The organism is Klebsiella sp. RIT-PI-d, assembly GCF_001187865.1.
Classification (GTDB): Bacteria; Pseudomonadota; Gammaproteobacteria; order Enterobacterales; family Enterobacteriaceae; genus Superficieibacter.
The window spans coordinates 1-20560 of sequence record NZ_LGIT01000019.1; the positions used below are offsets into that span (position 1 = coordinate 1).

The 20560-nt window shown below is 52.9% G+C and carries 22 protein-coding genes and 1 riboswitch; of the genes, 12 read left to right on the forward strand and 10 right to left on the reverse strand.

Annotated features, from left to right (window positions below):
- The first annotated feature begins 614 nt into the window (after nucleotides 1-614).
- The gene (gene purH / locus AC791_RS19270) at nucleotides 615-2204 is read left to right on the forward strand and encodes a bifunctional phosphoribosylaminoimidazolecarboxamide formyltransferase/IMP cyclohydrolase (protein WP_049842111.1); all 1590 of its coding nucleotides are present in this window, start codon (nucleotides 615-617) and stop codon (nucleotides 2202-2204) included.
- Between the two features lie 14 nt (nucleotides 2205-2218).
- Nucleotides 2219-3511, forward strand: a complete 1293-nt coding sequence (purD, locus tag AC791_RS19275; protein WP_049842112.1) for a phosphoribosylamine--glycine ligase — start codon at nucleotides 2219-2221, stop codon at nucleotides 3509-3511.
- Between the two features lie 58 nt (nucleotides 3512-3569).
- On the opposite strand, the gene AC791_RS19280 is transcribed toward purD, so the two are convergent.
- The 6 genes from AC791_RS19280 to nudC form a co-directional block, all read right to left on the reverse strand.
- Complete coding sequence (locus AC791_RS19280) at nucleotides 3570-4268, reverse strand: DUF1481 domain-containing protein (RefSeq protein WP_072094415.1); 699 nt, start codon at nucleotides 4266-4268, stop codon at nucleotides 3570-3572.
- A 6-nt stretch (nucleotides 4269-4274) separates the two neighbouring features.
- On the reverse strand, nucleotides 4275-4547 hold the full coding sequence (gene hupA / locus AC791_RS19285) for a nucleoid-associated protein HU-alpha (RefSeq protein WP_004097675.1): 273 nt from the start codon (nucleotides 4545-4547) through the stop codon (nucleotides 4275-4277).
- Between the two features lie 186 nt (nucleotides 4548-4733).
- Nucleotides 4734-5324: a YjaG family protein gene (locus tag AC791_RS19290; RefSeq protein ID WP_049842114.1), complete on the reverse strand. Its 591-nt coding sequence runs from the start codon at nucleotides 5322-5324 to the stop codon at nucleotides 4734-4736.
- A gap of 42 nt (nucleotides 5325-5366) precedes the next feature.
- Nucleotides 5367-6038 carry a deoxyribonuclease V gene (gene nfi / locus AC791_RS19295; protein WP_049842115.1) on the reverse strand — a complete coding sequence of 224 codons (672 nt, stop codon included), beginning with the start codon at nucleotides 6036-6038 and terminating at the stop codon, nucleotides 5367-5369.
- Nucleotides 6039-6047: 9 nt separating this feature from the next.
- Nucleotides 6048-7112 (reverse strand): uroporphyrinogen decarboxylase, encoded by a 1065-nt coding sequence (hemE, locus tag AC791_RS19300; protein WP_049842116.1) that lies wholly within the window; start codon nucleotides 7110-7112, stop codon nucleotides 6048-6050.
- Nucleotides 7113-7152: 40 nt separating this feature from the next.
- Complete coding sequence (gene nudC, locus AC791_RS19305; RefSeq protein ID WP_049842137.1) at nucleotides 7153-7926, reverse strand: NAD(+) diphosphatase; 774 nt, start codon at nucleotides 7924-7926, stop codon at nucleotides 7153-7155.
- Between the two features lie 98 nt (nucleotides 7927-8024).
- On the opposite strand from nudC, the gene AC791_RS19310 reads away from it, so the two are divergent.
- The 7 genes from AC791_RS19310 to thiH all read left to right on the forward strand — a co-directional run bounded on the left by AC791_RS19310 (nucleotide 8025) and on the right by thiH (nucleotide 14136).
- Complete coding sequence (locus AC791_RS19310; protein ID WP_049842117.1) at nucleotides 8025-8528, forward strand: Rsd/AlgQ family anti-sigma factor; 504 nt, start codon at nucleotides 8025-8027, stop codon at nucleotides 8526-8528.
- 52 nt (nucleotides 8529-8580) lie between these two features.
- Nucleotides 8581-8690, forward strand: a riboswitch (TPP riboswitch).
- An 84-nt stretch (nucleotides 8691-8774) separates the two neighbouring features.
- A complete protein-coding gene (gene thiC / locus AC791_RS19315; protein WP_049842118.1) occupies nucleotides 8775-10670 on the forward strand; it encodes a phosphomethylpyrimidine synthase ThiC in 1896 nt (631 codons plus the stop codon).
- Complete coding sequence (thiE, locus tag AC791_RS19320) at nucleotides 10667-11311, forward strand: thiamine phosphate synthase (RefSeq protein ID WP_049842119.1); 645 nt, start codon at nucleotides 10667-10669, stop codon at nucleotides 11309-11311. Before thiC ends, thiE begins: the two co-directional genes overlap by 4 nt.
- The gene (locus AC791_RS19325; protein WP_049842120.1) at nucleotides 11298-12053 is read left to right on the forward strand and encodes a HesA/MoeB/ThiF family protein; all 756 of its coding nucleotides are present in this window, start codon (nucleotides 11298-11300) and stop codon (nucleotides 12051-12053) included. The genes thiE and AC791_RS19325 overlap by 14 nt, the downstream gene beginning before the upstream one ends.
- On the forward strand, nucleotides 12037-12237 hold the full coding sequence (gene thiS, locus AC791_RS19330; protein WP_049842121.1) for a sulfur carrier protein ThiS: 201 nt from the start codon (nucleotides 12037-12039) through the stop codon (nucleotides 12235-12237). Before AC791_RS19325 ends, thiS begins: the two co-directional genes overlap by 17 nt.
- 1 nt (nucleotide 12238) lies before the next feature.
- Complete coding sequence (gene thiG, locus AC791_RS19335) at nucleotides 12239-13009, forward strand: thiazole synthase (RefSeq protein WP_049842122.1); 771 nt, start codon at nucleotides 12239-12241, stop codon at nucleotides 13007-13009.
- On the forward strand, nucleotides 13006-14136 hold the full coding sequence (gene thiH / locus AC791_RS19340; protein ID WP_049842123.1) for a 2-iminoacetate synthase ThiH: 1131 nt from the start codon (nucleotides 13006-13008) through the stop codon (nucleotides 14134-14136). The genes thiG and thiH overlap by 4 nt, the downstream gene beginning before the upstream one ends.
- Nucleotides 14137-14292: 156 nt before the next feature.
- Here thiH and AC791_RS19345 read toward each other — a convergent pair whose 3' ends face one another.
- Nucleotides 14293-15438, reverse strand: a complete 1146-nt coding sequence (locus tag AC791_RS19345) for an SIS domain-containing protein (RefSeq protein ID WP_049842124.1) — start codon at nucleotides 15436-15438, stop codon at nucleotides 14293-14295.
- Between the two features lie 96 nt (nucleotides 15439-15534).
- Here AC791_RS19345 and AC791_RS19350 point away from each other — a divergent pair, with 96 nt between their 5' ends.
- Nucleotides 15535-16266, forward strand: coding sequence for a GntR family transcriptional regulator (locus AC791_RS19350; protein WP_049842125.1), 732 nt, complete (start codon nucleotides 15535-15537; stop codon nucleotides 16264-16266).
- Here AC791_RS19350 and AC791_RS19355 read toward each other — a convergent pair.
- Nucleotides 16256-17569, reverse strand: coding sequence for a 6-phospho-beta-glucosidase (locus tag AC791_RS19355; RefSeq protein ID WP_148677845.1), 1314 nt, complete (start codon nucleotides 17567-17569; stop codon nucleotides 16256-16258). The genes AC791_RS19350 and AC791_RS19355 overlap by 11 nt on opposite strands.
- 12 nt (nucleotides 17570-17581) lie before the next feature.
- Complete coding sequence (gene celB, locus AC791_RS19360; protein ID WP_049842127.1) at nucleotides 17582-18910, reverse strand: PTS cellobiose transporter subunit IIC; 1329 nt, start codon at nucleotides 18908-18910, stop codon at nucleotides 17582-17584.
- Nucleotides 18911-19240: 330 nt separating this feature from the next.
- On the opposite strand from celB, the gene AC791_RS19365 reads away from it, so the two are divergent.
- Together AC791_RS19365 and AC791_RS19370 are read left to right on the forward strand one after the other, a co-directional pair.
- Nucleotides 19241-19546 (forward strand): PTS sugar transporter subunit IIB, encoded by a 306-nt coding sequence (locus AC791_RS19365; protein ID WP_049842128.1) that lies wholly within the window; start codon nucleotides 19241-19243, stop codon nucleotides 19544-19546.
- Between the two features lie 4 nt (nucleotides 19547-19550).
- Nucleotides 19551-19868, forward strand: a complete 318-nt coding sequence (locus AC791_RS19370) for a PTS lactose/cellobiose transporter subunit IIA (RefSeq protein ID WP_049842129.1) — start codon at nucleotides 19551-19553, stop codon at nucleotides 19866-19868.
- 52 nt (nucleotides 19869-19920) lie between these two features.
- Here the strand turns inward: AC791_RS19370 and AC791_RS19375 are convergent, their stop codons facing one another.
- The gene (locus AC791_RS19375; protein WP_049842130.1) at nucleotides 19921-20547 is read right to left on the reverse strand and encodes a hypothetical protein; all 627 of its coding nucleotides are present in this window, start codon (nucleotides 20545-20547) and stop codon (nucleotides 19921-19923) included.
- Nucleotides 20548-20560: the final 13 nt, after the last annotated feature.

The window sequence follows — 20560 nt, forward strand, 5'->3', positions numbered from 1 at the left end:
GTGTTAGGCCTGCCGCCAGCGTTCAATCTGAGCCATGATCAAACTCTTCAATTTAAGTTTGATGCTCAAAGAATTAAACTTCGTAATGAATTACGTGTTCACTCTGAGACTTGGTATTTCTTTTTTGTCTTGCGACATTTAAGAATCCGTATCTTCGAGTGCCCACACAGATTGTCTGATAAATTGTTAAAGAGCAGTGCAACGCGGCTTTAGCTCACCGTTGCGAGGTGGCGTATATTACGCTTTCCTCTTTCAGAGTCAACCCCGATTTTCAGGATTTTTTCTCTTCAACCGAACCGGCTGTTTGTGTGAAGTGATTCACATCCGCCGTGTCGATGGAGGCGCATTATAGGGAGTTCTCGAGCCGCTGCAATAGTTAAATAACAGAAAAATGACTGACTGCTGCATTCCCCAGCAAAACCCCTGGTTATACCCACTTACACACAGAATTATCCACAGAACGATAAAAGAGCGAAAATTCGCGAGCGATACGCAAACGTTTTCGTTACAATGCTCGCGAAAAATCCAGGATATCCCACCTGGGGCGTTAGCTGAGTTTTTATGGGAAAATTCATCTAACGCTCTCTGTAATTTGCAAATCCAGGGGATTTACCATGCAACAACGTCGTCCAGTTCGCCGCGCTCTGCTCAGTGTTTCTGATAAAGCCGGTATCGTCGAATTCGCCCAGGCACTTTCTGCACGCGGTGTGGAACTACTTTCTACAGGCGGCACTGCGCGTTTGCTCGCTGAAAAGGGACTGTCGGTAACGGAAGTCTCCGATTACACCGGTTTCCCGGAAATGATGGATGGACGCGTCAAGACTCTGCATCCGAAAGTCCATGGTGGCATCCTTGGCCGTCGTGGTCAGGATGATGGGATCATGGAACAGCATGACATTGCCCCTATTGATATGGTTGTCGTTAACCTTTACCCGTTCGCCCAGACCGTTGCCCGTGAAGGCTGCTCGCTGGAAGATGCCGTAGAGAATATTGATATCGGCGGCCCGACCATGGTGCGCTCCGCCGCCAAGAACCACAGAGATGTTGCTATCGTGGTAAAAAGCAGCGACTACGACATTATTATCCAGGAGATGGATAGCAATGAGGGTTCACTGACCCAAAACACCCGTTTCGATCTCGCGATTAAAGCTTTCGAACATACCGCAGCCTACGACAGCATGATTGCCAACTACTTCGGCAGCATGGTTCCGGCGTATCACGGCGATAATAAAGAAGCCTCGGGTCGCTTCCCGCGTACGCTGAACCTGAACTTTATTAAGAAGCAGGATATGCGTTACGGTGAGAACAGCCACCAGCATGCTGCCTTCTATATAGAAGAGAATGTAAAAGAAGCCTCTGTGGCGACAGCTCAACAGGTGCAGGGTAAAGCGCTCTCTTATAACAATATCGCCGATACCGATGCTGCACTCGAATGCGTAAAAGAGTTCAGCGAACCGGCCTGCGTTATCGTTAAGCACGCTAACCCCTGCGGTGTGGCGGTAAGTGATTCTCTTCTTGATGCCTACGATCGCGCCTACAAAACCGACCCAACTTCCGCATTCGGCGGCATAATTGCGTTTAACCGCGAGCTGGATGCCGAAACGGCGCAGGCCATTATCTCCCGTCAGTTTGTAGAAGTGATCATTGCACCTTCAGCCACTGAAGACGCATTGAAGATCACCGCCGCAAAACAGAACGTACGCGTGCTGATCTGCGGGCAGTGGGCCGGGCGCATCGCCGGGCAGGATTTCAAACGCGTTAATGGCGGTCTGCTGGTTCAGGATCGTGACCTGGGCATGGTCACTGACGGCGAACTGCGCGTGGTAAGCCAGCGTCAGCCGACGGAGCAGGAACTGCGTGATGCGCTGTTCTGCTGGAAAGTGGCCAAATTTGTGAAATCGAATGCCATTGTCTATGCCAAAGAGAATATGACTATCGGAATAGGTGCAGGTCAGATGAGCCGCGTCTATTCTGCAAAGATTGCCGGGATCAAAGCCGCTGATGAAGGCCTGGAAGTTAAAGGCTCTGCCATGGCCTCCGATGCCTTCTTCCCGTTCCGCGATGGCATTGATGCCGCGGCTGCTGTCGGCGTAAGCTGCGTGATCCAGCCTGGCGGTTCAATTCGTGATGAGGAAGTCATTGCCGCGGCTGATGAACACGGCATTGCAATGATCTTCACCGACATGCGCCATTTCCGCCATTAATTCCGGAGTAGATAATGAAAGTATTAGTCATTGGTAACGGCGGGCGCGAGCACGCGCTGGCGTGGAAAGCAGCCCAGTCACCGCTGGTTGAAACTGTGTTTGTTGCGCCGGGTAACGCAGGCACTGCGCTTGAGCCGGTACTGCAAAATGTTGCTGTCAGCGCAACAGATATTCCTGAACTGCTGAACTTCGCGCAAAACGAAAAGATCGACCTGACCATTGTCGGCCCGGAAGCCCCACTGGTGATCGGCGTGGTCGATGCTTTCCGCGCTGCGGGCCTGAAAATTTTTGGTCCGACCGAAGGTGCCGCGCAGCTGGAAGGTTCTAAAGCATTTACTAAGGACTTTCTGGCACGTCATGCGATCCCGACTGCCGAATATCAGAACTTTACTGACATCGAGCCTGCGCTGGCCTACCTGCGCGAAAAAGGTGCGCCTATTGTCATCAAAGCCGACGGTCTGGCTGCGGGCAAGGGCGTGATTGTTGCGATGACGCCAGAAGAAGCCGAAGCCGCCGTTCATGACATGCTGGCCGGTAACGCATTTGGCGATGCGGGCCACCGTATTGTTATCGAAGAGTTTCTCGACGGCGAAGAGGCGAGCTTTATTGTGATGGTCGACGGTGAGCACGTGCTGCCGATGGCGACCAGCCAGGATCACAAGCGCGTCGGTGACCAGGATACCGGTCCGAATACCGGCGGCATGGGCGCATATTCTCCGGCTGCGGTAGTCACTGATGACGTTTATCAGCGCACCATGGAACGGATCATCTGGCCCACGGTAAAAGGCATGGCGGCAGAGGGAAATACTTATACAGGTTTCCTCTATGCCGGTCTGATGATCGACCCGCAGGGCAATCCGAAGGTTATCGAATTCAACTGTCGCTTCGGCGATCCGGAAACCCAGCCGATTATGCTGCGCATGAAGTCCGATCTGGTTGAACTCTGCCTTGCGGCCTGTGAAGGTAAGCTTGATGAGAAAACATCCGAGTGGGATGAGCGTGCATCGCTGGGCGTGGTGATCGCCGCAGGCGGTTATCCCGGAGATTACCGTACCGGAGATGTGATCCACGGCCTGCCGCTGGAAGCCGTGTCCGAGGGTAAAGTCTTCCACGCGGGGACAAAGCTTGCGGATAACGATCAGGTGCTGACCAACGGTGGGCGCGTACTGTGCGTAACGGCACTGGGTGATACGGTGGCCGACGCGCAGAAGAATGCTTACAAACTTATGACCGATATTCACTGGGACGGTAGCTTCAGTCGCCAGGATATTGGTTATCGTGCGATTGCACGCGAGCAGCAAAAATAATCCTGCCCTTCTCCCCTCTCTTTTATATAGAGGGGGGACAACCCTCCTGCCCGTTCACTCAGAACGCATCTTCTTTTGGCTGCCAGGTGCAGAAATCTTCATTGGCCACCAGCAGGAGCTGCGAGCCTTCAGGCGCCTCCAGCCAGGCGACACTCACCTCAACCGATGAATGGCTCTGTCGGCGTTCTATGCGGCTTAGCGCACGGGAATCAAAGCCTGGTTTGACGGTATCACCGGCACAGGTGGTAATAGTGTGATTCTGGTGCCAGCGCCCCTGGTGCAGCACCACACGCCCCTGCCGTAACGCGTCACTGATCTGTCGAATATGCTGAGCGCGGTAGCGATACAGCGCAATGCGATCGCTGGAAAGCTGCTGCTTCTCACCGTCCACCTCATGCTGCATAAAACTAAGCTCACCGCGATCGTCAAAACGCACCCGAATATGTTCAGGCGGCTTACTGTAGAGGTTAAGTTCGATAAGGGTCAGATTATCATCCTGCCAGCGGTATTCGCTGGTCGAGGTGATCCCCTGGTGCCAGGGACTAAATACGGAGAGAAGATGAACCTCACCGTCAACATCTTTGCGCCATATCCTCACTGCATTTTGATCGTCGGCGTATCCGCTGGCGGTAAAAGGAGGCGGGGAAGCGTTATGACTACAGGCTGACAGTAACAGCACACCTGCCAGCGTCGATAATCGACGCCGGACAGACAAAAGGGGCGAGAACGCCCCTTCGTTAAAACTGTTCGCTGTCACGCAATATTACTTAACTGCGTCTTTCAGAGCTTTACCAGAGACAAACGCCGGTACGTTAGCCGCGGCAATTTTGATCTCATTACCGGTCTGCGGGTTGCGGCCAGTACGCTCAGCGCGGTGGTTTACCTTAAAGGTACCGAAACCAACCAGTTGTACAGCATCACCTTCTTTCAGAGACTCAGTAATTGCAGCCAGGGTGGATTCCAGAGCAGCTTTTGCCTGTGCTTTAGACAGATCGGCTTTGTCCGCAATTACATCAATTAATTGAGTCTTGTTCATAAGTTATCCTTACAATGTGTTTATCGCTTGCTAAGCACCGAGTGCGACGGAAATGCCTGAAAAGCACTCTCCTGCATACACGCACCGATAGCCACTTTTTTTCGCCCTCCAAATGTAGACCAGACGGGGGGCTAATGGGAAGCCTCCAGGCATGACAATTCAGGCGTTAAATCACGTTTTATGCTCTCATTGCTGCAAATTTATACCGATATTGCTTTCACCCGCCTCTCGCAGATCCGCACGCAGCCCTTTTATCAGTTCCACGTCGCGTTCTTCGCAGTCGGCCAGAAGGCGGAAAATCTCCCACTGAATGTCCCATTCTTGCTCAACAGCGGGGTTCAGCTTCAACTCTTCATCGGTCATTTCCCGACCCGCCTGAGACATTTCCAGCATGGCGACAGTGGTAATAGACGCTTTACTGACTTCAATAGCATGTTCCAGCGTTTCACCGCTCAGACGAGAATGAACGAGTTCACTCAACGCCACACAGGCATCGATTGCCGGATAGACGCCGTAAAAATCATAGTCGTCAGCAGAAGGAATTGCCGCTTCCAGTTTTTCCAGCTGGCTATCAAAGTTCACTTTCGCATCTTTTACCGTCAGCGTTTCCCAGATCAGGTCAACAATACGGCGGTAAAGCTGAGGGTCGGCGAACTCCGTTTGCTGACAGAACATGGCGTAGTTTGGATACATACGCTCGCACAGGCAGGCCATGAAGGTCGTGTGCTGCCAGCTTTCCAGCTTCTCCAGCCGTAGATGGATCGGGTTTTGTAGCATGATAAGATCTCAAGTTCGATAATTAGCCGCAGTTTACCTGAATCAGCCGTTAATTTCCTGCCATCGCACAAAGGCCGTGCGCCGTGATGCGACCGCATCGGCCCAGCGGGTGGGTTCAGGCAGGCGATACCCCTTCATACAGCGCTGCACCCACGCCAGCGCGGTATCCGTACTGATCCGGTGCCCGGTTGCCACAAACAGCGGATTACAGCGCGCTTTGCTGCGCCAGACCCAGGCGAGCTGCTCACCTTTATCCATCAGCGGAGCCAGCGCGCCCGGCTCGTCAGAAAGCGGTTCGAATTTGCCACATAGCCGTTTTTTCGCCACGCCAATGGTTGGCACATCCACCAGCAGGCCAAAATGGCTGGCAACGCCCAGCCGGCGAGGATGAGAAATACCGTGGCCATCAACGAACAACAAATCAGGCTTCTGCGAAAGCATCTCCCACGCCGCCATCAATGCTGGATACTCACGAAATGAGAGAAACCCGGGAATGTACGGCATGGTGGTTGGAATACGGGCAATCCGGTGTTCAACCAGCTCCAGCGACGGGTATTTCAGCAGAACCATTGCCGCGCGCGTCACCTCGCCGCCCTGCTCAAATCCGACATCTGCTCCGGCGATCAACTGTGGCGGATCGCAGTCCAGACGATCCTCGCGGATCACGGAAGAGGCCAGTTCTAATTGTTGCGCACGTAGCGATGCCAGATCCATAACAACTCCTTACGAATGGTAAGGCGCAGAGAGACGATGAACCGCCTCAACAAATACGCCTGCATGTTCCGGGGGGACATCCTGATGAATGCCGTGACCAAGATTGAAGACGTGGCCTTCACCGTGGCCGAAACCGGCAAGTATAGTCGCCACTTCTTCTTCAATGCGTTCAGGCGCGGCATACAGCATGGAAGGGTCCATATTGCCCTGTAAAGCCACTTTGTGGCCGATACGACGACGGGCGTCGGCGATATCTGTCGTCCAGTCAAGGCCCAGCGCATCACAGCCGGTTTCGGCAATCGCTTCCAGCCACTGACCGCCGCCCTTGGTGAACAGCGTTACCGGCACACGGCGACCTTCGTTTTCACGTAGCAGGCCATCGACGATTTTATGCATGTAGTAAAGCGAGAACTGCTGGTAATCGCGCCCGGTCAGCACTCCGCCCCAGGTGTCAAAAATCATCACTGATTGTGCGCCTGCGCGGATTTGCGCGTTCAGATACAGCGTGACGCTTTTCGCCAGCTTCTCCAGCAGCGTGTGCAGGGTTTGTGGCTCGGCATACATCATCTTTTTGATGACGGTAAACGCTTTGCTACTGCCGCCTTCGACCATATAGGTCGCCAGCGTCCATGGGCTGCCGGAGAATCCAATCAGCGGCACCTCGCCTTTTAGTTCACGACGGATCGTGCGCACGGCGTTCATTACATAGCCCAGTTCCATTTCAGGATCGGGGATGGGCAGTTTATCGACATCGGCTTTACAGGTAATGGGAGAGGTAAAGCGCGGGCCTTCGCCCGTTTCGAAGTAAAGCCCCAGTCCCATAGCATCCGGAATGGTCAGGATGTCCGAGAAGAGGATCGCCGCATCCAGCGCGTAGCGGCGCAGCGGTTGTAAGGTAACTTCGCACGCCAGCTCGGCATTTTTACACAGCGACATGAAATCACCCGCCTGAGCGCGTGTCGCTTTATATTCCGGCAAATAACGCCCGGCCTGCCTCATCATCCAGACAGGGGTGACATCTACAGGCTGACGCTGTAGCGCGCGCAGGTAACGATCGTTCTTCAATTCGGTCATCATGATTTCCTTTTACGTTTGCCCGACAGTATATAAGAAATTACGCGTCATCTGCCCGACACAATGCCACGGTATCTTCAATCAGGCGTCGTGCAACGGTTCCTGGCTCCGGTAACAAAGGCAGGTTATCGTAGCGATACCAGCCCGCATCCAGCAGTTCTTTGGTATCAATGACAATGTCGCCGCTGTCGTACTCCGCCATAAACGCGGTCATCAGCGACTGCGGAAAAGGCCACGGCTGAGAGGTTACATAGCGCACATTCTTCACGGTGATACCGCTCTCTTCCATCACTTCACGGGCGACGGTTTGCTCGAGCGTTTCGCCCACTTCGGTAAATCCGGCCAGTACGGTGTAAACACCGTTACGATGCCGCGTATGCTGGGCCAGCAGGATGGAATCTCCACGACGAATAGCGACAATAATGCACGGTGCTATCTGCGGGTAATAACGTTCACGGCAGTGGCTACACAGCATCGCCCATTCGGTCTTACTGGGGTGCATAGGATGGCCACAATAGCCGCAGAATTGGTGAGAGCGGTAAAATTCGGCAAGCTGGACGCCACGGCCGGCAAGCTGAAATAAACCGGCCTCCTGGGTGAGAAGCTGGCGCACCGATCCCATCTCCCGATGACGAGGCTGCCGGACCAGCCAGACCGGCTCGCCCTGCCATTCGCCAATATGCATTGCGCTCTGGCCCACAAGATCAAAATTTCCTGCCTCACCATGTGGTAATTCTCCGGCGGGCAGCCATAATTTTTGTTCATGGCTGACTATCCACCAGCCGCGATCTGACTTATCTATAATATGGACCATAATCACTTGCACAACCTTAGCTTCACTGGCATGTTGATAACAATATTTTTACATTTTTAGTGAACAATTTTTCTAATCTTAATTTTATGGGGTCATTTATGCTAAACCACCTGGAAAGACTGACGGAGCGCGTTGGAGGAAGTAATGAACTCGTCGATCGCTGGCTACAGGTGCGCAAGCAGCTGTTAGTGACTTACTACAATCTTGTTGGTCTTAAGCCTGGCAAAGAATCGGTAACCCAGCTTGATGAGACAGCACTCGACAACTTCTGTCATAACCTGGTTGAGTATCTTTCAGCCGGTCATTTTAGTATTTATGAACGCATTATTAGCGGAATGGAAGGGGTAAGCCCACTTATCGCCGCCACTAAAATTTACCCATTGCTGGAAGAAAATACAGAAACCATCATGGGCTACTATGATTCCAGCCTGGAAAACGCCATCGACCATGATAACTATCTTGAATTTCAGCAGGCACTTTCCGGGATCGGCGAATCGCTTGCTGCCCGCTTTACCCTGGAAGACAAGTTGATCCAGCTGGCCTTCGATAACAATCTCAAAGAAAGCGCCAACGACGAAACGAATATTGCGCGCCCGGCTTGAGTTATTAATTTTTAGCGCGTAAGTTAACCCTATTGCCCCTCTTACGAGGGGTTACATCTTGTCGGAGTGCCCTGTGCGAAAGCACTGGCTGAGACCGTTAATTCGGGATCCGCGGAACCTGATCAGGCTAATACCTGCGAAGGGAACAAGAGTAATTCTGCTGTTGACGCAGCCGTTACAGGCAAAGTCTATCCATTACTCCATCCGTCGTCTGACAAGCCATCTCCTTACTTTCTGGAATGAGCTATGTCTGCATCTACATTAACCCGTCGCGAACAACGCGAACACGCCCAACACTTTATCAACACGCTGGAAGGCACGGCGTTCCCTAATTCAACGCGTATTTATATCACCGGCTCCCGACCTGACCTGCGTGTTCCGATGCGGGAAATCCAGCTTAGCCCGACGCTTATCGGCGGCAGCAAAGACCAGCCGCAAGTTGAACAAAATGAGGCCGTACCGGTGTATGACACGTCTGGCCCGTATGGCGATCCGCAGATAAAAATCGATGTTCAGCAGGGGCTGGCAAAATTGCGTCAGGCCTGGATTGATGAGCGTCATAACTGCGAAGACTTAACCGATCGTAGCTCGACGTATACCAAAGCACGACTGGCCGATGATGGCCTGGATCATCTGCGCTTTACCGGTCTTTTAACCCCAAAACGGGCTAAACCTGGAAAACGTGTCACCCAGCTGCATTATGCGCGCCAGGGCATTGTCACGCCGGAAATGGAGTTTATCGCCATTCGTGAAAATATGGGCCGGGAGCGTATTCGCAGTGAAGTACTGCGCCAGCAGCATCCAGGCTACGGTTTTGGCGCCTCTCTGCCAGAAAATATTACGCCAGAATTTGTGCGTGATGAAGTGGCCGCCGGACGCGCCATTATTCCTGCCAACATTAATCATCCAGAATCCGAACCCATGATTATCGGGCGTAACTTCCTGGTCAAAGTGAACGCCAATATCGGCAATTCGGCAGTGACGTCGTCAATTGAAGAAGAAGTGGAAAAGCTGGTGTGGTCAACGCGCTGGGGGGCGGATACGATCATGGATCTCTCTACCGGACGCTATATCCATGAGACCCGTGAATGGATCCTGCGTAATAGCCCGGTGCCTGTCGGCACGGTGCCAATCTATCAGGCACTGGAGAAGGTCAATGGTATCGCGGAAGCGCTGACCTGGGATGCGTTTCGCGATACGCTGCTGGAGCAGGCCGAACAGGGCGTGGATTATTTCACCATCCACGCCGGTGTCCTGCTGCGCTACGTGCCGATGACGGCCAAACGTCTGACCGGTATTGTCTCGCGCGGCGGCTCCATCATGGCGAAATGGTGCCTGTCTCATCATCAGGAAAACTTCCTCTACGAACGCTTTCGTGACATCTGCGAAATCTGCGCCGCCTACGACGTATCGCTCTCGCTCGGCGACGGCCTGCGCCCCGGCTCTATTCAGGATGCAAATGACGAGGCGCAATTTGCGGAGCTTCATACCCTGGGCGAGCTGACTAAAATCGCCTGGGAATATGACGTTCAGGTAATGATCGAAGGTCCCGGCCACGTGCCAATGCAGATGATCCGCCGCAATATGACCGAGGAGCTGGAGCACTGTCACGAAGCGCCCTTCTATACGCTGGGGCCGCTCACCACTGATATTGCACCAGGTTACGACCATTTCACCTCAGGTATCGGCGCGGCAATGATCGGCTGGTTTGGCTGCGCAATGCTGTGCTACGTAACGCCAAAGGAACATCTGGGCCTGCCAAACAAAGAAGACGTTAAACAGGGCCTGATAACCTATAAAATCGCCGCCCACGCTGCCGATCTGGCGAAAGGCCATCCCGGGGCGCAAATCCGCGACAACGCGATGTCAAAAGCGCGCTTTGAATTTCGCTGGGAAGATCAGTTTAACCTGGCCCTTGACCCGTTTACTGCCCGCGCCTATCACGATGAAACGCTGCCGCAGGAATCCGGCAAAGTCGCCCACTTCTGCTCAATGTGCGGGCCTAAATTCTGCTCAATGAAAATCAGCCAGGAAGTTCGTGATTATGCCACGAAGCAGGACAGGGAATCCGGCATGTCACAGATGTCCGATCGCTTTCGCGCCAGAGGCAGCGAAATCTATCTGCGCCAGGAGGAGTTATGAGTTATCAACCTGATTTTCCTCCCGTCCCTTTGCGCCTGGGGCTATATCCGGTAGTCGATAGCGTGGAATGGACCGCGCGCCTGCTGGAAACGGGCGTGCGCACGCTACAACTGCGCATTAAAGATAAGCGAAATGAAGATGTTGAAGCGGATGTTGTCGCAGCTATCGCACTGGGCCAGCGCTATCACGCCCGGCTATTTATTAATGATTACTGGCAACTGGCGATCAAACATCATGCTTACGGTGTGCATCTGGGGCAGGAAGATTTAGAAACGACCGATCTGAAAGCTATCCAGAACGCCGGATTACGCCTTGGCGTCTCGACGCATGATGATATGGAAATGGATATTGCACTGGCGGCACGGCCCTCTTATATCGCACTCGGTCACGTCTTCCCGACGCAAACCAAACAGATGCCTTCTGCCCCCCAGGGGCTGGAGCAGCTGACGCGCCACGTTGCACGGCTGGGTAATTACCCAACGGTCGCCATTGGCGGCATCAGCCTTGCACGCGCGCCTGATGTGCTGGCAACCGGCGTGGGCAGTATCGCCGTTGTCAGCGCCATTACCCGGGCGGATGACTGGCAGGCGGCGACCGTTCAACTTCTTAATATTGCGGGGGCTGGCGATGAACGATCGTGATTTCATGCGCTACAGCCGACAAATCATGCTGGATGATATTGCCATCGACGGTCAGCAAAAATTACTCAACAGTCGGGTACTCATTGTCGGACTGGGCGGTTTAGGTGCGCCTGCTGCGCTTTACCTGGCAGGCGCGGGCGTCGGCACCCTGGTACTGGCCGACGACGATGAGGTTCATCTCAGTAATCTTCAGCGGCAAATTGCGTTTACGACCGACGATATCGCCCGCCCAAAAGTGCAGGCAACGCGGCAACGTTTGTCGCAGCTTAATCCTGATATTGCGCTGGTGACGCTTGAACAGCGGCTCAGCGGCGAGGATTTGAACCGTGCGGTTGCCGGGGCCGACGTTGTGCTTGACTGTACCGATACTATGGCGACACGTCAGGCCATCAACGCTGCCTGTGTGAAGACCAGTACGCCGCTGATCACCGCCAGCGCCGTCGGCTTTGGCGGTCAGCTTATGGTCCTGACGCCGCCGTGGACTCACGGCTGCTACCGCTGCCTGTGGCCTGACGAACAGGAGCCAGAGCGCAACTGCCGCACCGCAGGCGTAATGGGTCCGGTGGTCGGCGTAATGGGTTCGCTACAGGCGCTGGAGGCAATCAAGTTATTGAGCGGCATTCACAGCCAGCCCGGTGAATTACGGCTGTTTGATGCCAAAGCCAATCGCTGGCGCAGTCTGATCCTGCATCGCGCCAGCGATTGCCCGGTCTGTGGAGAACATCATGCAAATCCTGTTTAACGATGAGCCGATGCACTGTGCCGATAACCTCACCGTGTCAGCCCTGCTCGCGCAGCTCGAACAGCTCAAACCGGGCGTGGCGCTGGCGCTCAATCAACAGATCCTGCCGCGTGAGCGCTGGGAATACCACCGGGTGCAGGACGGCGATCGGGTCCTGCTTTTTCAGGTTATTGCCGGAGGCTGAGATGCTACGTATTGCAGATAAAACATTTGATTCGCACCTGTTTACCGGTACCGGAAAATTCGCTTCATCACACCTGATGGCAGAGGCGATCCGCGCCTCCGGCAGTCAACTGGTGACGCTGGCGATGAAACGTGTCGATTTGCGTCAGCATAATGATGCGATCCTCGCGCCGTTACGGGAGGCCGACGTGACGTTATTGCCTAATACCTCCGGGGCTAAAACCGCTGAAGAAGCGATATTTGCCGCCCGACTGGCCCGCGAGGCGCTGGGTACCCGCTGGCTGAAACTGGAGATCCATCCCGATGTACGCTGGCTCCTGCCGGACCCAATTGAAACACTTAACGCAGCCAGGGCGCTGGTCCGGGAGGGGTTTATTGTTTTGCCCTACTGCGGAGCCGATCCGGTCCTGTGTAAACGGCTGGAAGAGGTTGGCTGTGCGGCGGTCATGCCGCTTGGCGCGCCGATTGGCTCTAATCAGGGGCTGGAAACCCGCGCCATGCTGGAGATTATCATTGAACAGGCGACCGTGCCGGTGGTGGTTGATGCCGGCATTGGTGCGCCAAGTCATGCCGCGCAGGCGCTGGAAATGGGAGCCGATGCGGTACTGGTTAATACCGCCATTGCGGTCGCGGACGATCCGGTGATGATGGCGAATGCGTTTCGTCTGGCCGTCGAGGCAGGCTTACTGGCACGCCAGGCCATACCCGGCGCGCGCAACCGTCATGCGGTCGCCACCAGCCCACTGACCGGCTTTCTGGAGAGCGGTATATGAAGACATTCAGCGACCACTGGCACACGCTGGACTGGGACGACATACGTTTGCGTATCAACGCTAAAACGTCGGCTGACGTGGCAAAGGCACTCAACGCCACGCGCCTCACGCGGGACGATATGATGGCGCTGCTCTCCCCGGCTGCCAGCCACTTTCTCGAACCGCTGGCCCAACGAGCGCAGCGCCTGACGCGCCAACGGTTTGGCAATACGGTAAGCTTTTACGTTCCGCTGTATCTCTCCAATCTGTGTGCCAATGACTGCACTTACTGCGGTTTCTCCATGAGCAACCGGATCAAACGTAAAACGCTGGATGAAACGGAAATCGCTCGCGAGTGCGAGGCGATCCAGTCACTGGGGTTTGAGCATGTACTGCTGGTGACGGGTGAACATCAGGGTAGCGTCGGCATGGACTATTTTCGTCGCCATTTGCCCGCTATTCGTCGCCGTTTCGCCTCATTACAGATGGAAGTGCAGCCTCTGGCGCAGGCTGAATATGCGGAACTGAAAACGCTCGGTCTGGATGGGGTAATGGTTTACCAGGAAACGTACCACGAAGGAGAATATGCCCGGCACCATCTGAAAGGCAAAAAACAGGATTTCTTCTGGCGGCTGGAAACGGCAGATCGTCTCGGCCGCGCCGGGATCGACAAGATCGGCCTCGGTGCGCTCATTGGACTGTCCGACAGCTGGCGCGTGGACTGCTACATGGTCGCGGAGCATTTATTGTGGCTACAGCAGCACTACTGGCAGAGTCGCTACTCCATCTCGTTTCCGCGCCTGCGGCCCTGTGCGGGCGGTATTGAACCGGCATCAATTATGGATGAACGTCAACTGGTACAAACTATCTGCGCATTTCGGCTGCTGGCCCCGGAAAGTGAACTGTCGCTATCGACCCGTGAATCCCCCTGGTTCCGCGACCGGGTGATCCCGCTGGCGATTAATAACGTCAGCGCGTTTTCCAGCACCCAGCCCGGTGGCTATGCCGATCATCATCCCGAGCTGGAACAATTTGCGCCTCACGACGGGCGTCGTCCGCAGGAGGTTGCCGATGCGCTTGCCGCGCGCGGTTTGCAGCCGGTATGGAAAGACTGGGAGCATTATCTGGGACGCGCCTCGCAAGAGTAACGCAACGCGATGTCGGCAAGTAAAAAAGCATCCGTAGCGTCTCGCAAAGCTTGCGTCGGGAAGTCGACTCTTTTTTCCCGACGCGATACGCTTATTTCGTCAGCAAAGGACGCTGACCAGGGCGGCACACGTTCCTCTCACCGCCCTGCCCCTTTCTTAATACACGGTGACTTTCGCTACTTTTGCCACTTTACCGTCAGAGGAAGGATTATCCGGCGTAACGCCAAGTGCAATCGCACGGTACAGCCCCGCAACTTGGGCAAAAACAACATATAAGATGGCGCAAAATGACTCGTGATAATGCGCCAGCTCCGGGCACGCAAAATGATAATAGCGATCGCACACCTGGTGGTCGGCAGGAAGCGCATCGTGACCAATACCGATAATTTGCGCCGCCGGGCTGCATTCACTGGTCAGTTCCGCCATCATATCCAGATCGTAACGGCGAATTTCAGGACGTGCGGCAATATAGCCCACCACGGTCGCATCGCGGTTCACCGCCAGTTTTGGACCGTGGCGAAACTCCAGCATTGCGTGCCAGGCCGTCATAATGCTGCCGTTGCCCATCTCCAGCAGTTTAAGACTGGTTTCACAGGCGATGGCCTTCAGGGATAACGCACCCAGCGCAATGATATTATCTCGCGGCTGGGCAGCCCATTGTTCGATGTCCCCGGCATAATTATTCAGAAACCCGCTTATGCCCCGCTGAAGCACCGGTAACACGCGCTCCAGCTCCGGCCATTGGGCCGGTGCCAGTAACAGCATGATATACCACATGGGCACGGTAAATTCGGCCGTCGCGGCAAAGCTCCCGTTGGAGGTGCCTTCCGGTACGGGAATAAACAAACCGCCCGGCTGCTGGCTGGCGAGCTGCGCCAGACGACTTTGTGCATTATTCGTAATGGCGAGATGAGGCGTCCCCGGATGAGCAGCGAGCTGTTGTTCCACTGCCCTGACGGTTTCCGGGGTATTACCGGAACTGCTCACCGATACCAGAATCATTTTCTGCCCGGCCAGCTCGGGAGCCAGGACCAGATCCGTCGCCGGGATCACCTCGACCGGGCGGGATAACACGCTGCGCAACCAGTTGATACTGGCCTGTGCTGCCAGTAAAGACGACCCCGCGCCGGTGATAACAATACGGCTGTTTGCATCGCACTGCTGCCAGAAGGTATCAACAGCCGGGCGGCTGGCGCTGACCTTCGCAAAGCCCTCCTGCCACAGGCGAGGCTGATCCACTATTACGGCGGCCGTTAACGCCGCACCTTTCTCCTGCCACCAGCTTTCGTTATGATTCAGCATAATAATTTCCCAAAATGTGTTGTTCTTGCGTCTGGCAGAAGTTGTGCATTAGCATCCCAGTGCCAGCCCTTTTATTGCCTCTTTTCCGGGACCGCCATGAAGCCAGTCTATGTTCTGATCCGCGACACGCTAAGGCGTGATATTCAAAACCAGAAGTATCCTGTTGGCTCTCTGATCCCCTCTGAGCGTGAACTGGCAGAGACGTACCAGGTCACGCGTGCAACGGTGCAAAAAGCCATTGCCCATATGGAACAGGAGGGGCTGGTCAAAAAAATCGTTGGCAAAGGCACGTTTGTTTGCCGCACATTTGCGCCGCCGGTTTATCTGCTTAATCCCGAAGGGAAAAACGGCGCCCTGGGCGTAACGCAGGAGCTTAGTGAAAAAACCACCATCACCAGCCAGCTGATCTACCATGTGCAGCAACCCGCCGGAGACTATCTCGCCAGCCAGTTCGGGCTATCGGCTGACGAACCGGTGCATGCGATCCGCCGCGTACGACTTTTTGACGATGTTCCCGCGCTGATTGAAGACAGTTATATCCCGCTGGCAATCGTTGCCAACATTGACGATGACACCCTCCAGCATCACTCGCTGTATTCGTTCATTGAAAAAAGCTGCCGGCAAAAAATCGGCGGGACGGATACAGAAGTCGCCGCCAGCCTGTTTAATGCTGAAATGGCCAAACTTCTGAGTATCCCGGTCAACTCCGCAATGTTGCACATTAAGGAGCGCACGTGGCTGGCTGATGGCACGGTATTTAACTATTCATGGAGCTATAACCGTGGCGATCTGTTCCGTATGCGCAGCCGTAAAGTGCTTACGTCCTGAAAAACTGCGGTAGATAGTCGCGATGCGCATCGAGCAATTCATCCAGCACCTGCTTTGCAACTTTACCCGACGGCACCAGCGGATTCAGGGTCAGCGCCTGTAATGCTGCGCCATAACTTCCGGTTACCGCTGCCTCAACCGCCATCTCCTCCCAGGATTTCATGACTGACACCAGGCCGGAAACCGTAGAAGGCAGCGGATCGTTATTTAACGGGATGGCTCCGTAGCGGCCAATAACACAGGTGGTTTCAATCGCGACGTTATCAGGTAAGGAGCGGATCGCGCCGTTATTACGCACGTTTACCGTCATCAACAAATTTTTATCGTTATAGATGGCGCTGATCAGTTCGCAGGCGGCTTCGGAGTAGTACGCCCCTCCGCGTTGCTCAAGCTGCTTCGGTTTTTCATGCAGATCGGGATTTTTATACAGCTCGAACAGTTCATGCTCGACGGCTTTGACCACTTCCCCGCGCGTACCGTGCTCTTTATATTCCTGCAGTTGCTTATCCAGCACGTCGCTGGTGGTGTAGTAATACTGGTGATACGGGCAGGGAATGACTCCCAGATGCTGGATTTGCGCCTGGAGCCACGGAATATCCGGGATATTTTTTGGCTTATGCGCGCTGTCATAACGCAGGTTCTTCAGCACCTCAGGCATGACATCTTTTCCGTCCATATAGACATGCGTGCCGTACAGGAAGTGATTCAGGCCCACCAGTTGTAGCAAAAAGCGGGATTTATCTACGCCCAGAATTTCCGCCACCATGCGCTGCATCGACTGGGAGAGATTGCACAGGCCGACGCATTTAATCCGGCTATGTTTAATAACAGCTTCCGTAACAATACCGCTTGGATTAGTAAAGTTGATAAGCCATGCATCAGGGCATAATGCTTCCATATCCCGACAGATATCCAGGATCACCGGAATAGTACGCAGCGCTTTAGCCAACCCACCTGCACCATTCGTTTCCTGACCAATCAGTCCATGAGAAAGCGGAATACGTTCGTCTTTAATTCGGGCATCCAGCTGCCCGACACGTAGCTGAGTAGTGACGAAATCCGCATCTTTTAGCGCCTCCCGCCGGTCGAGCGTCAGGTGGATCTGACAGTCGATTCCTGCCGCCTCCACCATCCTTTTTGCCAGATTACCCACGATTTCAAGTTTTTCGCGCCCGGCCTCTACATCGACCAGCCAAATCTCACCGATCGGTAATTCATGATGGCGCTGAATAAAACCTTCAATAATTTCTGGCGTATAGGAACTACCGCCGCCGATGGTCACGATCTTGAGTTTCTTATTCATCATGCGATCCTTTTACTTTTCTGTTACCAATGATTCATCAGCGCTTTTTGCGGCGTAGTCAGATTCATCGCGCAGGTATTGTCGGTCGAGAGTCATCACAAAGGGATAATAAATTGTCATCGCCACAATAAGATTAATTGCCTGGAATAAAATGCCTTTCCATCCGCAGATTAAAAATCCGCTAATAAAAATTGGTGTCGTCCATGGAATTTCAATTCCGGATGTTAGCGGCAGAAATCCGCTGGCCATGGCACTGTAAGTAATGACACACAGTACTACCGGTACGATAATAAACGGTATGAGCAGCACCGGATTTAAGGCAATGGGCACGCCAAAAATAATAGGCTCGTTAATATTAAATATCGCTGCCGGGGTGGCTAATTTAGCGATTTCACGCATTCGCTTACTTTTAGCCCGTAATAACATAACCAGAAGCATTGCCAGCGTAAAACCGGTACCACCGCAAATCAGGAATACATCGCGGAACTGCTGCGTAATAATATTGCCTGGCGGCAACCCTGCTTTCATGGCCTGCAAATTTTCCAGTGTCAGCGATCGCCAGATTGGCCCCATGATCGCCGTCACAATAGAGTCGCCGTGTAAACCGAAAAACCAAAAGAAACTGATGAAAAACTCGGCGATCATCTGTGAAGGCAGCGTGTTACCCAGCTTCATCATTGGTGCCTGCAGGACCAAGAAAATCATCTCCTGAACGGTACCGTATGCGGTAGATTCGAAAAACAGCCGTATGAGCCAGAACACCAGCACGATGAGCAAAGAGGGAATAAGAGAGCTAAAGCTATTCGCCACCGCCGGAGGCACACTGTCAGGCATCGAAATCATTAATCGGCGATGGCTGAACAGGCGGTAAAGCCTGACCGCCATCAGCGTAACGATAATCGACAGAAATAATCCCTGAGCGCCGAGAGCAAAAACCGGGATGACATCAGTGATTATCGCGCCGTCAGTTTGCGGAAGTTTGTAGGGCGTAATAATCATAAAGCTAACTAATGAAATTAACGCGCAGGATACCTCATTCAACTGCCAGCGCTTCGCCATACTAATACTGATACTGACAACCACTAACAACGCCATAATGGAATAAGTAGCATCAAGAATATAATTGAGCTGACCTATAAATTTATCACCAAAAATAGAGACGATAAATTCCGCATAACCTGGAAACGGCAGATTGGCGATCAGCAGAAAAAAAGATCCGATGATCAGGAACGGCATAATCCTGATAAAACCATCTTTGATGGCAGAAAGATAATCGTTACTTTCTATTTTCATTGCCAACGGCAATAACTTCCTTTCCATTACTTCAGTGAATTTATTCATATGGTTCTCACTGTGCAGCCATTCGTTAAGTGGTATATACCACTAGAGTCCAATAGTATTTATGCCCGCTTTTGGTGTCAATGACTGGAAATTCGAACAGACAGAATTAAACGTGTTTTGTGATAGAAGGCACATTTAAGTGCAATCTGACTTTTAATACCTGGTGAATCACTGGGGAAAGGCCGGTCATCATCACGATGGCTAAATGTAACCGGTTTCAGCATTTTCATGCTTTCTTTGTGATGCCTTACACACATTCAATGCAAAAACGTTGTCTGCGTCGTCTGCAAAGGATAATGATTACGTACCAAGGAACATTGAGGGCTAGTTATGAAGAACATCGTTTTATGCTGCGCAGCAGGTATGTCCACCAGCATGTTAGTTCAACGTATGAAGGATGCAGCTCAGAAGAAAGGGGTCGAAGTGTCGATCAAAGCTGTGCCAGTCGCTGAATTCAATGACAACATTGCTGATGCTGATATTGTTTTGCTCGGGCCGCAGGTCAAATACGAGCAGGCAAAACTGCAGGCACAAGCCGATCCGCTGGGCAAAAAGGTCGCAGTGATTGATATGATGGATTACGGCATGATGAAAGGTGATGTCGTACTTGAGAAAGCCCTCAAGCTAATGGAGTAATGCTGTGGAAGATTTAGAAACCATCATTATGGAGCTGTTGGTCAACGCTGGCGCAGCACGTAGCCAGGCGCTGATGGCGCTGCAACTGGCCCGAAAAGGCGATTTCACCGCTGCTGAACAGGCAATGGATGAATCCCGCGAATATGTTAAACATGCGCATAAAATCCAGACCCAGCTCATTGGACTTGATGAAGGCGTGGGTAAATTACCGGTTAATCTGATCACGGTTCATTCGCAGGATCATCTTATGAATGCCATGGTGATTCAGGATCTCGCTGGCGATATGATAGAAATATATCGTCGATTGCCGCTGGTCAGTTAATCCAGGATACAAGCCTGATCCATTATGTTGAACAGGCTTGCTCTTCTCAGCGTTACCACCCTATTCCCTTACAGTAGCTGTATTTAACGTCAGGTATTTTTTTGACAAGATTATGCTCTGTCATACATTGGCTAAATGTACGATCGCTATAAAATGCAACGCTGATTACCACCCAGGGCCGGGCTTCACGAACGCCGTTACGGGGTGCAAAATATCTGCATGCTTCAGTAAAGGATTTCGACGTTTGTGAGGGATCGCCCATACTCATAAATCGTCGGAAAATATCCTCGTCGGAACCCTGCAAATTCTTTCTTCGCCCATCGTCATCTATTAAATTATTTGAAAAATCAGAAAAATACGTCTGTACGATAGTTCTGGCCTGCGGCTTGAGTTTGTCTGAGAACTGTCCGTCACGGCACAGATTTTCATATAAAGAGAACATGAGATCGCCCGCACCGTCAGACTCTTTCTGACAGCTTTTAATTGTGCGAGGAATATTACTGTGCTGAGTACCTTTGTTGACCCAGTAGCTGTGTTCGGTATCGCTATGGTAAGAGGTCTGCTTACCAAAAAAGCAAAATTGCTGCTGATCGAATGAATAAAAATAGTGCATCAACAGGGCCGCTAAAAGACCTGAAATAATAATAATGATGCTTACGTATCTGACCTTTCTGCTCACAAACGCATCTCCT